Below are 15,423 nucleotides of genomic sequence, written 5' to 3' on the forward strand. Positions count from 1 at the left end.
GCTCACCCTGAACTTCAGTTCATCAATAAAATTGGCTCTCTTCAGGAAAGATTCTTCATGCATTTTCCAGGCCAGCGCGGCAGAAGGAAAATAGCCGAAGCGGTGATTGGGACCAAACCTGGAAGAGCCATCTGCCCTGAAGCTGGCGGTGAGCAGGTAACGGTCCTTAAAGGTATAGTTCACTCGTCCCAGGAAGGAAACGATCTTCGTAGACGCCCGGCCGCTGCCGATCTGGTTCAATGTACTGTTGCCGGTGCCTATCGCATTGTAGGTAAGATCAGGCAAGGCATACCCGCGGCCATTGCCGCCGAAGGAATTGGAACCGAAGTGCTCATATGTGCTACCCGCTACTGCGTTCACGACATGGTCCTTTCCAAAGTCCTTTTTGTAGTTCACTGTCGCCTCTCCCATGTAATAGTTCACATTACCGGTGTTGATAGAGGCGACACCTCCGGTAGGAGATCCGAGTATCGTGGATGGGTCCAGCCAGGTATTCCGCTGGGTGATATTCACATCGCCAGATCCCTTCAGCTTAAGTGAAAGACCAGGTATAAAGAAATACTCGCCATACACGGTACCGAAGGTCCTGAAACCATCACTGTTGGCATACTGCCCGTTTATGAGTATCAGCGGATGGTCGATGGTGGTCATATAAGGCGAGCGGTTATAACCACCAGTCTCATTATACACCGGATAGGAAGGATCATAATTGATAGCGGCATACAATGCGCTGCCGTTCTCATTCACGCCTATACCGATGGAATTGTAGTTATCCCTGATATAAGATGTATTAAAATTAACACCGAACGCGTATTTCTGTGCAACGCTGTTCTCGAGGTTGAACCGGGCGGTGTATCGTTTTACGGAAGAATTTTGCACCACGCCCTCCTGGTTGAAATAACCCAGGGATGCGTAGAACCGTGTATTGTCCTTCCCGCCGGAGAAAGAAAGGTCATGACTTTGCACATTGGCAGAACGGTACAGCTCCTGTTGCCAGTCTACATTCACCGGGTCGTTGGTCACCCTTTCGGAGGCCACCCCACCGCCGGCATCAATGATGGCGTTCAATACCTCTTTATATTGCGGGCCTGTCAGCAGGTCCAGCGAGTTGGAAGCTTTCTGCACACCATAGTAGGTGCTGTAGTTGACGCTTAACTTTCCGCTCTTGCCTTTTTTGGTGGTGATCATCACCACACCGTTGGAACCACGGGAACCGTAGATGGCCGTAGCGGAAGCGTCCTTTAATATCTCGATGGACTCAATATCCGAAGGGTTCAGACTGTTCAGCGGGTTACGGGGATTGGGCGTGGCCACAAAACCGGCTCCGCTACCTGTTACGGGGGCAAGGTTGTTCACCGGCATTCCGTCTATCACATACAAAGGGTCGTTGCCTGCCGTAATGGAACTGGCCCCACGGATCTTTACACTCATCGCGCTGCCCGGCTCACCACTTTTCTGGTATACCTGCACACCGGAGGCACGCCCCATCAATGTCTGTTCGACGTTAATATTGGCGCCGGGTGTGAGGTCTTTCGATTTCAGCGACACAACAGATCCGGTGACGTCCGACTTTTTCACCGTTCCGTATCCCACCACGATAACTTCGCCCAGGTTCTCGTTTTTCAGTTCCAGGGCCACGTCCAGCGTAGTCTTGTCCCCTACCGGGATCTCCCGGGTAGTATAATCCACTAAATAAAACAACAGTACGGCATTGTTGCCAGGTACAGGGATAGAAAAGTTACCATTTGCATCAGTTGTAGTCCTGGTATTGGCCCCTTTTAATAATACTGTTACATTGGCCAGCGGCGCCCCTTTGTCGGCCGACGCGACCTTCCCCCTGACAGTACGGTTCTGGGCATTGGCCAGAAACGTGGAAAATAAGAGCAGCTTGACAAGCAGCAAACATGCGGTAATTTTTGGCATTTTGTTCATATAGAAATTGGTTTTAAAGGGGGTAATGGCAAACCGGGATGCAAGACTGGAAGTCTGAGGATGGATGGTGGATTGTCGCTCAGTTCCTGGAATAGAATTAAAACTTGGCCGTAGGTGGTGTTGGCCAGGTAAGAAATGCAACACAGGCATAAGCCATGTTACGTGCTTACATAACGTGATACTCTCTTCATGGTGGAATTTTGTATTGTCGGTATAAAGTACCGATCAATACGTCGCCGGGGCTGTAACTTTTGTAGCAAAAAATGAGAAAATTGTAGCGACAGGAACAGGACAAAACACTCAACTAATTGATTATCAAACAACATACCTTAACAACGTTCCAATGCTTACGATGGAAATAGTATCGTCGTTCGTCATTGCCATGGCGAGGCCAAATACTGTCTGAACTGGTTATGTCCTGCATGTAACTAGCATATGACTAGCATTAACCTCCGATTATCTTCCGATTTGATCGGAGGATTATCGGAAGTTAATCCTGGTCATATGCTAGTTACATGCTAGTCACATGCACACTTGAACCGATAATAAGGGACTTAAAACACAACCTTTTTTTAAACCCTGTCTATTTTATAACACCTCCCCAAACTCATATCAGCATTTTCTCTGGAATCAGATATTACGTATCGTCAAAATATATGTTGGTTCATCCTCATTTAATATATCTTCACTTTAATAAGCTGGCACGACAGGAGCTTCGATCTATATGCGATATGGCCGGGCGGTATAACTTTTAACAAAAACAGGGAGCCATTGGCACCGGATGCTATGACACATACAGGAAAAAAGATATTGATCATTAATGGTTCCCTCCGGGGAGCAGCAGGCAACTCAGGAGCACTAGCAAAACAGGCGGCACAGGTGCTGGTAAACGACCTTCAGCAGGAGGTATCCGTGTTGACGCTTACCGACCCCTTGCCGGGAATCCGGGAAGTCTATGACCTGCTGACCAGTTGCGACGGCTTTCTGGTAATAACAGGCGTATATTGGAATAACTGGAGTTCACCCCTCCAGCAGTTTATTGAAGTAACTACTGCTTTTGAAAATACGCCTGCTTTTTTCGGCAAGCCGGTTGCCTGTGCGGTGACGATGGATTCGGTGGGGGGTATCGAGGTGGCGGGAAGATTGCAGGCCGTATTTGGAGGTCTGGGTTGCTGGAGTCCACCCTGCTCAGTGATCGTATTGTCGCGAACGGGTCAGGAAGCAGTGGCTGCCTCTGCCGGTCAGGAAGATGATCCGAACGAAGATGTGTGGCGCATGGCCGACCTTTCTGCCGTGCTCCAAAACCTGGTTACAGCTGCGGGCATGCCCCGCAACAACTGGATTGCCTGGCCTCATTCAGCACTCACGATTCCCGATGGCCCCTGGCCTGGCAAGGGACCACTCGATCTGGGCTCTCCCAGATTCCTGCCGTAACCAGTACCCTGGTAATTCCGCCCATCCGATTTCGGGAACAACATTTGTACACTTACTAATAAAAACATGTTACTTCCGATAGGCGATGACAACAGGGACAGGAAGATTTTCCCGATAGTTAACTATATGCTTATTGCTATTAATATCCTGGTCTTCATCTTCCTGCAGCAGGCGGGAGCAAATCTGTACTTTACTTTTGCGTATGCCGCTGTACCGGCAGAAATACTGACAGGACGCGATATTGTTACTCCGGACCAGGTACTGATCGATCCCTATACAGGAAACTCCTTTCCTATGCCTGGCTTGCAGGTAACTGGGGTATCGGTCTTTCTAACCCTGCTTACTTCCATGTTCCTCCATGGAGGCTGGGCGCACCTGGGAGGTAATATGTTATTCCTGGTCATTTTTGGAGACAACCTGGAAAATGCCATGGGGCACAGGAATTATCTCGTCTTTTATCTGCTCTGCGGGGTGCTGGCAGGGCTCAGTCATGTCTTCACTACATTTATCCTTGGACAAGACCCACTGATCCCGGTGATGGGAGCATCAGGCGCTATCTCCGCAGTATTGGCAGGGTATATGGTATTATTTCCCCATAAAAAGGTGCATGTCTGGCTATTATTCTTCATTATTTCGGTGCCCGCGTTAATAGTTGTCGGACTCTGGTTCATATTCCAGGTGGTGAACGGACTTGGAACCTTAGGCGGACAGGAAGCAGGGGGTGTAGCATATGCTGCCCATATCGGCGGGTTTATATTCGGGCTTTTGCTGGTAAGGAAATTTGCTAAAAAGTTCCTGCTCCTCCGGTCACGGTCCTCGGGCAGATTTCGTTAAACCGCTTAACGCCCGATCGCCGTACGTATGTTTGTAGTCCTCCGAAATATTCTCTAATTTGGATGCCGATATCCCAACTTGAAATAAAAACCAAAGAATGTTCAATACCCTTAAGGATCTTGTAGGACTACGGATCGACGATGACAAAATCAAATCATTTATTGAGAACAATGGATTCAAATACCCTAAGAAACCCTTTATTTCCAATCGCAGTACCGACACCAACTATTGGGTGCAGAATAAAAAACTGGAGATCGATCTGTTATTTGAAGCGAAGACCTATCTTGACAACTATCCCCTGATCCAGGGAGATAAAAAGGGAATTTTTGTACCTGTTCTGAGCAGCGTAAGATGGTATGGCAATAAATCGAATACAGAATTCCCCCTGGAGCTGGATTTCAAGGCCAATTTTGAAACGCTTAAATTGAAACTGGGCGAGCCAACATTAAAGAGCAGTGAGATTTCCCCTATCTGGTTAAATGACGATGGAAGTGAAAGCTTCTACAGATGGAAAAAACCTTTAGACGCCGGGGGGGATATTGTCTGGGGCCTCGAGTTTACTGATGATCAAACCATCGGGTATTTTTCCCTCGGACTGAATTACGTCAAGCCTCTCTACTATTTCTATTCTGAATGGCAGTATGAGAGTTTTGAAAAGTTCCTGTCATCGAAGCGTTTTGACGACACAGCACATCTGATGTTCCTGCAGTGGGCCATAGCGCATGACCTAGTAAAAACCGATGGACATACGTCAGCCCTGGCAAAAGATATTAAAGAAGGCAAACAGCCTGTTACCGAGTGGGTACGTGCCCTTAAAAGAGGATATATCCTGGAAGATGATTTTTCCGCTGAACAGGCTTTCATTCATGCTTATCTCAAAAACCTAAGGCACGATATACTTTATACCCGTGATGTTGCATATGCCTTCTTAGAAAGCGCCGAACTAAAAGAAAACTACTTCGGAGCAGCTGCAACAAAGCAATTAAATGAGATAGCCTATAATGAAGGCAATTATCAAATAGTGAAAGCGATCATCGACAAACGGCTGGCAGAATATAAAGAGCATAAATTCAGTAAGAGTCCACAAAGCTACTAGTCAGGCAACATAGACATGTCTACAAATAATAACAATAAACCCCGGACAATCATCCCGGGGTTTGTTGCTTTCAGGAGGTCGTGATCACTGCCCGATCTGTCCCGCGCTACGCTCTACAAATCAGATCAGCATGATGGCTATTGGTAACAATTGATAGTTCGTCCTGCTTTTATCTGGATGTCAGTCAACTGCGGCAATAACGGCAGCAACATGTACATCTTTTATCCCGAATGTTAAACCGATCTGTACACCATTGTTGCTCTTAATCTCTAAATCTCCTTCCAGCTGTGTGCTTAGCAGATGAATAAGCGAAAGTCCTAAAGATCCGCTGGATGCGACATCGAAGTTTGGCGGTAAACCTACACCGTTGTCACTGATCGAGAAAAAGATCCTGCTTCCCACTACCCTTAAAATAATATCTACCTGTCCCTGTGAACTACCGGGAAAAGCGTATTTAAAAATGTTGGTAACTGCTTCATTTAAAATCAGGCCCAATGAAACGGCCTTGCCAACGTCAAGATCTACTTCGTCCATGCTCAGATTAAACCGCATACGCCTGCCCGCACCGAAACTATCTTTTAAATACTCCAGCATCTCATACATGTAACTTTTGATATTGATCAGTCCTTCATTCTCTCCCTGATATAATTTCTGGTGTACTAATGAAATGGACCTCAGGCGATGCTGGCTGTCATTTATAGCCTGGATGGCGGCTTCATTATTCAGATATTTGCTTTGCGTATTCAGTAAACTCATGGTTAGCTGCAAATTGTTCTTTACCCTGTGGTGTATTTCTTTCAGCAGGAACTCTTTTTCATTCAGCAACTTACTTTTCTCTCCAACCAATTTTTCCTGGGCTAAGTATGCAGTGCGGATTTCCGCTTTCTGCCCTTCCAATATGGCATTGGTCTTTATTTTAACTCTATAACGGTTGTACAACAGCGCTAGTAACAGTAACAGAATAACACATCCGGCAATAATGACATTTCTGACCAGTGTTTCTTTTTCTATGGTCTTTGCTTGTAGTGCACTTTGCTCTCTTAATAGCTCATTATCCTTTTCTTTATTCTGTAAATCAAACCTTGCCTGCATCTCTTCCGCCTGTTTTACCTTTTCGATAGCAAAGGCAGAATCAGCCAGTTTATTATAATGCTGTAAGTGTTTCATTGCCGACAGCAGATTTCCCGACGCTGAGTCCACTTTAAATCGCAATAAGCTAACTTCCCTGCTGGTAGTCAAATCCCAGTGCTCCGGATTGTCATCCAGTATTCTTTTCAAATAGATAGCCGCCTTTTTATACTGCTGACGCCCTAAATAAAACCGGCAGATCTTAATCAGATCAGTGTTCACATCATCCCCTGACCCTAAAATATCCGCATACTGCAGGTAATAGAACTCAGCATGATCGTAATCTTTCAGTGCCAGGTAACAATCTGCAGTAGAAAAAGAAAGGCTGATCCTGTCATGAATATCTGCTGGCGGTTGCTGCTTATTTACAAGCAATAAAAGATCAAGCGCCTCCTTCACCTGGCCGCTGATGATAAGCTGATCAGTCAGTTCGGCCAATACATGATATAATAAGGCTGAGGGATGGTTCAATTGAACAGACAGTGATTTTTTCAGGTACTCCTGATTTTTCACATGATTTTTAGCGTCTTTATAAGCTACAGCGAGGCGCCAGTAAAAAGTACCCAGCATCGCGGAATCTTTTTGCTTCTCAGCGGCCTGTATGGCCGCGATAGCATTTTCCTGCGCTTTGGCAAAATCCCCCTTCCAGTGATAGACGGCTGAAAGCAGATCATAAGTGAAATAGATCCTTTTATAGCCTAAATCTTTATATATGAGCAGTGCCTGATTTAATTCGTTTTCAGACAATTCATATTTACCCTGGTTTAAATGCACATCAGCCATCTCTTTCACTGTTTCCGCTTCCTTTAATCGATTATTTACAGACCGGAATAACTTTAAGGCCTTGTCCTGATAAGTCAGTCTGATATCGCCATCATCTTCACATTTGGCCATTTCTATCCACAGAGCGGCTTCTTGTTCCTTATAACCTGCCTTTCTACAAAAGTCAATTCCTTTTGCAAAAGCGGCCCTCCCCTTCTCCGGCTCTCCGCTGTTAAAATACATCACACCCAGGTACTCAGCTATGTCACTTTTCATCCAGTACAGGTCCTGTTGCATGATGATCCTTTCAGCCTCACCCAGGTACTTTCTGGCACTGTCCATATCCTCTTTTATACTACCAGGCTTATATTCTGTTTTAGTTCCCAGTGCGATAAGGAGCTTGGCTTTTACAGAGTCTTCCGGCTGCTGATCGATCAGGCGGAGCAGCTGCTTACTTGACAGCTTGTAAAGCTCCCAATACGTCATGTGGCGTATATCCTGGCCCAGACAATAATAGTTGGAAAGCAGGAACAGGACGGCCGTCCAATAAATGGTTAAAATTATCTTGCGACACATGCATCCTAAGTTTTGAATAAGTTTCCTGATCCTGGCATCTCTCAGGACCGGCATCATCAGCTAATTTGAATAGTATCAATATAAAATCAGACAGTCTGGGAAAGCTGTCATTCATCCCGAAAATCGGCTCTTTGTATACGATTATTGTTAATTGTACAATTCACACGACAAAATAGAGAAAAGTATATCATAATACAAAAGTGGCATGATAAAACCTTATCATGTTAAATTATACCATCTCAACATTAGTCAGGATAACTAATTATTCTACGTTACTGTAAAATGAGATCACCGAACAACAACCGCTGCCCGGAGATCTTTTTGAAAACAGTAGATGTGTTTACCCGTATAAGAGCTTACAGCGCGAAACAGAGCGCAGTAAATATCACTTCAATGATGAGAGCTATGAAGTAAAGTTTAAACAGGAAATGCTTGTAGCTAAGCTTTTCGGTATATTGGGTTGGAGAACAATTTTTATACCTGTGCTGGTTCATTGGATCTTGCTGCGTATATGGCATAAAACGCAAAAAGAGATTGGCATCCGGACCGTAGAGGGTATATCTGTGCAACAGGTTTCACCGCTGCTTCCAAGCCATTGATATCTTCATTCAGCTTCCGGCAAATGGTGTCCCGAAAATGCCTACTGCCAGCTCCGCCCAGATCAGGAAGAAAACAACAAAAAGAACTACACATAAAACCAAACGCGATTGCAGGCTCTTCGCCCTTCTCATTATTAACTCTAATAGCAGCCCGGCGCCGAATAATAAGAACCCCGCAACAATGAAATCGGACAGTGTCCATTTCACTTCGCTGGTGAACTGCATCGCGATCAATGGCACGAGCAATAGCAGTCCCGCGGTAAGTATAATACCGGCAAGTCTTTTGTTTTGTGTGATCATAGTATTGGATTTTTAAAGCGAAAAACTCATTAATAAAGCACTTTGTTATTCAAAGTAACTAAATATTTTTGAGATTAACAAATGGAGATGTTATATCCATAATGGTTTATCCGGCAGCAAAGCTGCTGGCAAAGGTTGGTTTAGATGAAATCCGCAACGGCTGACTGAGCAACGGGCCGGTTCTCTTGTTGGCTCTATAAGGATTTATTTCGAACTGAGTTCAGGCTTGAAGAAGAGTAATTCCGTCCAGCGGAATTTTACTGCACCGGCATAATCTTTCAGCCAGGTGTCAAATCCTCCGGAACCATGAGTCTCATCGAATCTTACTGATAGTGGTTTACGGTAGTCGGTAGCTAATTCTTTTAAGCCCTCCCTTAATCGTGTTACAGCAATATAACCTGGCTCTCCCGAAGAGGCCACTGAATAGACAGCGACAGATTCCTTACCGCCTTCCCATACTTTTTTCAATTTCCTGATAAGCTCCTGCACATCTGCAATCTTACCGGGATTTGCTGTTACATGGTTGATCACTATCTTGTCCGCATAGTCAGTAAGTTGTACAGTACTCAAATCTCCCTGGAAAACGTAATATCCACCCTTTGCACGACCATCGGTCAATGGCATGATATTATTGTTCCAGTCTGCCGTATGTGCGGTACTAATATCGCCCCGGCTGTTCAGTGAATCCCAGGTATTAGGCCCCTCAACGATCAGGTAGCCACCGAAGTCCGGACCGGATTCAATACTCCATACCCGCCAGCTCAGATCTCCTTTATGAAATCTCTGCGCATGGCTGGCAAGTGCTTTTTCAAACTGGACTACCTTATCATTTTTTGCAAATACGCGGTTAGTTGAAAGAACCGTTTTTGTTGTTTGTCCTGTTCCCAATAAAGGAATAAGCAGGAAAAGGAGGAAAACCTTTTTCATGGCGTATGATTTTGGTGATAAAAAAAATGGAGCAGCTACAGACAGTAGCGACAAAAGCTATGATTAACCAGCGCTTTATACACTGCTAAAGTTCGGAGCATAGAATTTCATTGCACTGCTTTGTTTCTTGCGAATTCGCGTTGCTGATAAGTGGATTTGCCCAATAGTAACAAATTGGTTATTTAATGCTTGTGCTCATTCAACAATACCTGTATACTATCCCGTCTTTCAGGTAGAAGCCTGTTGCTGTTTTGGAGTTGTTTATTAAGGAGAATCTTGTCTTAAAGGTACGCATATTTTTTGTTAATGTCCGTCGGCACTTCTGCAGTGATGGTTGTTTTTCTTTGATCTCAACATGCTTCCTCACGCCAGCAGCCTGATACACAACGCACCTCTTCGCAGCAGCAAATATATGAACAGCATGATGACTTATCAGGCGAAGCAGCAACCAAATCAACAGACTTATCCATATTAGTCGCCCTAGATATACTGACTGCTGATATATTAAACTTAATAACCCTATAGCCAGCTCCCAGAAACGGCTCGAAGGTCCCATCCAGACGCCGTTTATCAGTCTTCTGAATTTAAAATCCACATTTAAAGTTGTTTTTATTCAAAAAAAGCCTAACTTAATAGTAAAGTCACTTCCTTAAATTCTTTGTTATGGATACTGTTAGAAATATCCTGCAAATAAAAGGAAACATGGTCTACACGATCTGCACCACCTGCACCGTGTACGAAGCACTGGAAGTACTCGAAGAAAAAAATTTAGGCGCACTGGTAGTAGTGGACGAAAGTGGACAACTGATAGGAATATTCACAGAACGGGATTACGCACGCAAAGTCATCCTGAAAGGACGCTCCTCCAAAGAAACACTAGTCAGGGACATTATGACCGATAGTCCGGTATTTGTTACACCTGATACAGAAGTAGAATACTGCATGCAATTGATGACGAATAAGTTCATCCGCCATCTCCCCGTTATCGAAAACAATCAACTGACCGGCCTTATCTCCATCGGTGACATTCTGAAATATGTCATCAGCAACAAGGACTTCATTATTCAGAATCTTGAACATTACATCATTAGCTAAGTACTAAGTACGTTAGACTGTCTGTACCACTTCTGCGCTTTCGTTAGTCAGGTATACGGTATGTCAAATCGGATTAAGGACCATCTTTCTTTTTTATTAAAAGAAGAGGGTACCCCTGTATTCCTCTTCCGGGAAAATTTTACGTTATGGGAAACGAAACACAAGGTATTCCCTTATGGCCTCTATTGCTCTATTCCAGCCTGGTAGTCATATTACTTGCTGCTATCCTTTCATTGTCCTATATACTTGGACAACGTCACAATGACCGCGCCACCAACAGGCCCTATGAAGGTGGTATAGAACAGACAGGTTCTGCACGCATTCGTTTCTCTGTACAATTTTATCTGGTCGCCATGTTGTTCGTCATCTTCGACGTGGAGGCCGTTTTCATCATGCTATGGGCCCTTGGCTTCTATGACCTTGGTTGGCCCGGTTACATCGGCGTTGCTCTTTTTATTGCGCAACTCGTAGTCGTATTGATATACGAATGGGGTATCGGCGCTCTCAACATAGGAGCTGACGCAAAGAAAATATTAAAAGCCCTCAAACAAAAACAGAAACAAAATGAAATGGTGGCTAAGTAAAGCAGGCGATCAGTCGGGCCATATCTCGGGAAACGGCAGCATGGAAGAAGCTGTCAGCAGAAGTATTATGCTCACCACCGTCCAGGACCTCCTGGCATGGGGACGCAAAAATTCCATGTGGCCATTCCACTTCGGTTTAAGTTGCTGTTTCGTTGAAATGGCTACCAGCATTACCAGTAAATACGACGTTGCAAGATTCGGTGCTGAAGTGATCCGCGGCACTCCCCGCGAAGCAGACGTCATGGTGATCGCCGGTACCGTTTTCATCAAAATGGTTCCTATTATCAAACGGCTGCATGAACAGATGATGGAGCCCCGCTGGGTCATTTCTATGGGCAGCTGCGCCAATAGCGGCGGCATGTATGATATATACAGCGTCGTCCAGGGCGTAGATAAATTCCTGCCCGTTGATGTATATGTGCCCGGTTGTCCTCCGAGACCTGACGCCTTCATGCAGGGACTCACACTGCTCGCAGATGCAGTAGGTAAGGAAGCCCGCCCCCTCAGCTGGACCATCGGTGAGCAGGGAGTAATAAAACCACACATGCTTTCAATGAAAGAAAGCAGACGTGATATACGTACTAACATGACCTCCTTCCGAGGAATCGACGAAATATAAAACCGGATAAATATGCTGGAGACGGAACATTTAATATACGGACAACTGATACAACGCTTCGGCCCCGATACATTTCAACAACAGATAACCGCCGATGGAATACTTACGCTATGGACCAGTAAGAGAAGTATTCTATCCGTTATCGGATACCTGAAATCAAATCACTTTCTGTTCCTGTACGATCTATGTGGGATAGACGAACGGGACAGGGCCGGCAAAGAGAAACTACCTGTTGCTGATTTTACCGTTGTTTATCACCTGTTCTCTTTCAAACATAATGAGTTCATTCGCATCAAGGTAGCACTGGCAGGCGAATACCCAACCCTCCCTTCTATCACTACCATCTTTCAAAATGCCAACTGGTATGAACGCGAAATATATGACATGTTCGGCATCCGCTTCGAAGGCCATCCTCATCTGAAACGCCTGCTGATGCCCCTCACCTGGGAAGGCCATCCCCTCCGTAAAGAATACCCCGCCAGAGCAACAGAAATGGGCCCCTTTCGCCTGTGGGACGAAAAACAGGACAGGGAACAGGAAGCCCTGCGCTTCAAACCGGAAGAATGGGGTATGCAATCACAAAGCGACGACTCCGATTTCATGTTCCTGAACATAGGTCCGCAGCACCCCGGTACCCACGGCGTACTGCGCATCATCCTCCAACTGGACGGTGAAGAGATCGTAGACGCTGTGCCCGAGATCGGCTTTCATCACCGCGGTGCGGAGAAGATGGGCGAACGCCAGAGCTGGCACACTTATATCCCGTATACTGACCGCGTGGATTACCTCGGAGGAGTAATGAACAACCTCGCCTATCTGCTGGCAGTTGAAGAAATGGCGGGCATCAAAGTGCCCGAGAAAGTGAAAGTGATCAGGGTGATGCTGTGCGAACTATTCCGCATTAACAGCCACCTGGTATGGTTCGGCACATTTGCTCAGGACCTCGGACAACTGTCTCCCGTATTCTACATGTTCACTCAAAGGGAAAAGATCTTCGACATTATCGAGGCCATCTGCGGCGACCGCATGCACCCTAACTGGTTCCGCATTGGTGGCGTGGCGCAGGATCTTCCGGTAGGATGGGAAAAACTGGTACGTGAGTTCGTAGACAACTTCCCTAAGCAACTAAAGGAATATAACGACATGGTGCTACGGAATAGCCTCATAAAAGCCCGTACTAAAGGCATCGGTGTCTATACATTGGAAGAGGCTATCGAATGGGGGGTGACGGGGCCGGGATTGAGGGCCTGCGGATTCGAATGGGACTTCCGCAAAAAAAGGCCCTACTCCGGTTACGAAATGTTCGATTTCGATATCCCCATTGCCCAGAATGGCGACTGTTATGACCGCTCTGTTGTAAGAGTGGAAGAAATGAGACAAAGCCTCCGCATCGTCGAACAATGCCTTAACAATATGCCCGAAGGAAGCTATAAGGCAGACCACCCACTCACCACTCCCCCCATTAAAAAACATACCATGCAGGACATAGAAACCCTCATCAATCACTTCCTGAATGTGAGCTGGGGGCCCGTTATCCCTCCGGGAGAAGCGATGAGCTGCGTGGAAGCTACAAAGGGAGCTAACAGTTATTACCTCGTGAGCGACGGTAACACATCATCTTACCGTACGCGCATACGCACTCCGTCGTTTGCGCATATGCAGATGGTACCCTACATCAGTAAAGGTTATACAGTGGCAGACCTGCTTTCTATCCTGGGAAGCGTGGATTATGTACTGGCAGATATAGACAGATAGTGAAATCATTTTTTATGCTTACAGCAACAGAAAAACAAGCAATAGATCACGAAATAAGCCTGGTGCCTTACAAAAAGGCATCCGTCATCGAGGCATTGAAAATAGTACAGCAGCACCGTGGATGGATCAGTGACGAAAGTGTGGATGCCATTGCAGACTATCTGGAAATAAGTCCGGCGGAAGTAGACAGCGTAGCTACTTTCTATAATCTCATCTTCCGCAGACCGGTGGGCCGGCATGTTATCCTGTTGTGCGACAGCATCTCCTGTTATGTAATGGGCTATCGCGCCTTACATAAAGCCCTTGAAGAAAAGCTGCATATCCGCATGGGAGAAACAAGCACCGATCAACGGTTTACTTTGCTGCCCAACGTCTGCCTGGGCTGCTGTGACCATGCGCCTGCCCTGATGATAGACAAAGACCTGTATAGTGATGTGGAACCTGCCATGCTGGATGAAATCTTAAAAAAATATACTTAATAAAATGGAACGCCCGCTTACCAGAAACATTCATCCGGATCGCCCGCCGCTCAACCTGAAAGAATATGAAATGACGGGCGGATATGCTGCCGTGCGCAAGGTATGTGGTGGTGGAATGTCCCCAGCTGCATTGCAAAAGCTGGTACAGGACAGTAATCTCAAAGGACGCGGTGGCGCCGGCTTTAATACCGGCATCAAATGGAGCCTTGTCCCCATGGGTGACCAGGCCCCTCATCCCAAGTATCTTATTGCCAATGCAGACGAAATGGAGCCCGGTACGTTCAAAGACCGGGTGTTGCTGGAAGGCAATCCGCATCAGCTCATAGAAGGCATGATCCTGGCCGCTTACGCTATCCAGGCGGAGGTCTCTTATGTGTTCCTGCGCTGGGCGTATCACAAGGCTGCAGACCTTATCCGGAAAAGTATCCATGAAGCATATGAGGCAGGCTACCTTGGCAAGAATATTCTGGGAAGTGGTTTCCACCTGGACATGCACCTGCATACAGGCGTAGGCCGCTATATGTGCGGAGAAGAAACTGCATTGCTGAATGCACTGGAAGGGAAACGCGCCACACCAAGGGCAAAACCGCCCTTCCCCCAGATCAGTGGCCTGTTTGGTAAACCCACTATTGTCAATAATGTAGAAACCCTTTGCTGTGTTCCTCATATTGTCAACAATGGCGCTGACTGGTTCAAAGGTCTCAGCTACAGCGAAGACGGTGGCACCAAACTATATGGCGTAAGTGGTAAAGTAAAAAGGCCCGGTGCATGGGAATTGCCTATGGGTGTTACTATGCGTGAGCTGATAGAAGAACATGCCGGCGGTATGAAAAATGGCGTGCAGCTGAAAGGCGTATTACCGGGTGGTGCTTCCACAGACTTTCTCACCACGCAGCACCTGGATATTAAAATGGATTATAAGTCTGTGGCAGCGGCAGGCAGCCGTTTAGGTACAGGCACCATGATCGTGATGGATAGCGGGACCTGTCCTGTCGGATTCGTGCACAACCTCCAGCATTTCTTTGCACAGGAAAGCTGCGGATGGTGTACTCCCTGCCGGGAAGGCCTGCCCTGGGTGGAAAAGATCCTGCTCTCTCTCGAAAAAGGAGATGGCACACCGCAAGATCTCGACCTGCTGAACATGCACGCACAATTCCTTGGCCCTGGTAATACATTCTGCGCATTGGCGCCCGGAGCGATGGAACCATTGCAGAGTGCATTGAAATATTTCCGTGATGATTTCGAAAAACATATTGAACATAAGAAATGTCCGTATGACTAAGGAAGCATAGTTATATAAATA

The 15,423-nt window shown here is 46.2% G+C and carries 13 protein-coding genes; 9 read left to right on the forward strand and 4 right to left on the reverse strand.

Translation table 11 applies throughout. From position 1 onward, the window contains the following. The coding region (locus tag L3C95_RS09830; RefSeq protein WP_236387251.1) for a SusC/RagA family TonB-linked outer membrane protein at nucleotides 1-1,932 on the reverse strand (1,932 nt) is incomplete at its 3' end. 786 nt (nucleotides 1,933-2,718) lie between these two features. Between L3C95_RS09830 and L3C95_RS09835 the strand changes: the two genes are divergently transcribed. The 3 genes from L3C95_RS09835 (at nucleotide 2,719) to L3C95_RS09845 (ending at nucleotide 5,296) form a co-directional block, all read left to right on the forward strand. After that, a complete protein-coding gene (locus tag L3C95_RS09835) occupies nucleotides 2,719-3,366 on the forward strand; it encodes an NAD(P)H-dependent oxidoreductase (protein ID WP_236386680.1) in 648 nt (215 codons plus the stop codon). A gap of 66 nt (nucleotides 3,367-3,432) precedes the next feature. Beyond that, on the forward strand, nucleotides 3,433-4,200 hold the full coding sequence (locus L3C95_RS09840) for a rhomboid family intramembrane serine protease (protein WP_236386679.1): 768 nt from the start codon (nucleotides 3,433-3,435) through the stop codon (nucleotides 4,198-4,200). A 97-nt stretch (nucleotides 4,201-4,297) separates the two neighbouring features. Beyond that, nucleotides 4,298-5,296, forward strand: a complete 999-nt coding sequence (locus tag L3C95_RS09845; protein WP_236386675.1) for a hypothetical protein — start codon at nucleotides 4,298-4,300, stop codon at nucleotides 5,294-5,296. Nucleotides 5,297-5,476: 180 nt separating this feature from the next. Here L3C95_RS09845 and L3C95_RS09850 read toward each other — a convergent pair whose 3' ends face one another. The 3 genes from L3C95_RS09850 to L3C95_RS09860 all read right to left on the reverse strand — a co-directional run bounded on the left by L3C95_RS09850 (nucleotide 5,477) and on the right by L3C95_RS09860 (nucleotide 9,588). Then, nucleotides 5,477-7,762 carry a histidine kinase dimerization/phosphoacceptor domain -containing protein gene (locus L3C95_RS09850; protein ID WP_236386673.1) on the reverse strand — a complete coding sequence of 762 codons (2,286 nt, stop codon included), beginning with the start codon at nucleotides 7,760-7,762 and terminating at the stop codon, nucleotides 5,477-5,479. A gap of 608 nt (nucleotides 7,763-8,370) precedes the next feature. Further along, nucleotides 8,371-8,661: a hypothetical protein gene (locus L3C95_RS09855; protein ID WP_236386671.1), complete on the reverse strand. Its 291-nt coding sequence runs from the start codon at nucleotides 8,659-8,661 to the stop codon at nucleotides 8,371-8,373. A 204-nt stretch (nucleotides 8,662-8,865) separates the two neighbouring features. After that, nucleotides 8,866-9,588 (reverse strand): hypothetical protein, encoded by a 723-nt coding sequence (locus L3C95_RS09860; protein ID WP_236386670.1) that lies wholly within the window; start codon nucleotides 9,586-9,588, stop codon nucleotides 8,866-8,868. Nucleotides 9,589-10,251: 663 nt separating this feature from the next. Between L3C95_RS09860 and L3C95_RS09865 the strand changes: the two genes are divergently transcribed. The 6 genes from L3C95_RS09865 (at nucleotide 10,252) to nuoF (ending at nucleotide 15,402) form a co-directional block, all read left to right on the forward strand. Then, the gene (locus L3C95_RS09865; protein ID WP_236386667.1) at nucleotides 10,252-10,683 is read left to right on the forward strand and encodes a CBS domain-containing protein; all 432 of its coding nucleotides are present in this window, start codon (nucleotides 10,252-10,254) and stop codon (nucleotides 10,681-10,683) included. A gap of 146 nt (nucleotides 10,684-10,829) precedes the next feature. Next, the gene (locus L3C95_RS09870; protein ID WP_236386665.1) at nucleotides 10,830-11,267 is read left to right on the forward strand and encodes an NADH-quinone oxidoreductase subunit A; all 438 of its coding nucleotides are present in this window, start codon (nucleotides 10,830-10,832) and stop codon (nucleotides 11,265-11,267) included. After that, a complete protein-coding gene (gene nuoB, locus L3C95_RS09875; protein WP_236386663.1) occupies nucleotides 11,248-11,886 on the forward strand; it encodes an NADH-quinone oxidoreductase subunit NuoB in 639 nt (212 codons plus the stop codon). The genes L3C95_RS09870 and nuoB overlap by 20 nt, the downstream gene beginning before the upstream one ends. Before the next feature lie 12 nt (nucleotides 11,887-11,898). Next, the gene (gene nuoC, locus L3C95_RS09880; protein WP_236386659.1) at nucleotides 11,899-13,641 is read left to right on the forward strand and encodes an NADH-quinone oxidoreductase subunit C/D; all 1,743 of its coding nucleotides are present in this window, start codon (nucleotides 11,899-11,901) and stop codon (nucleotides 13,639-13,641) included. 14 nt (nucleotides 13,642-13,655) lie between these two features. Continuing rightward, nucleotides 13,656-14,120 (forward strand): NADH-quinone oxidoreductase subunit NuoE, encoded by a 465-nt coding sequence (gene nuoE / locus L3C95_RS09885; RefSeq protein WP_236386657.1) that lies wholly within the window; start codon nucleotides 13,656-13,658, stop codon nucleotides 14,118-14,120. A gap of 4 nt (nucleotides 14,121-14,124) precedes the next feature. Then, nucleotides 14,125-15,402, forward strand: a complete 1,278-nt coding sequence (gene nuoF / locus L3C95_RS09890) for an NADH-quinone oxidoreductase subunit NuoF (RefSeq protein ID WP_236386655.1) — start codon at nucleotides 14,125-14,127, stop codon at nucleotides 15,400-15,402. Nucleotides 15,403-15,423 lie beyond the last annotated feature (21 nt).

The organism is Chitinophaga filiformis (assembly GCF_021646545.1).
Classification (GTDB): domain Bacteria; phylum Bacteroidota; class Bacteroidia; order Chitinophagales; family Chitinophagaceae; genus Chitinophaga; species Chitinophaga filiformis_A.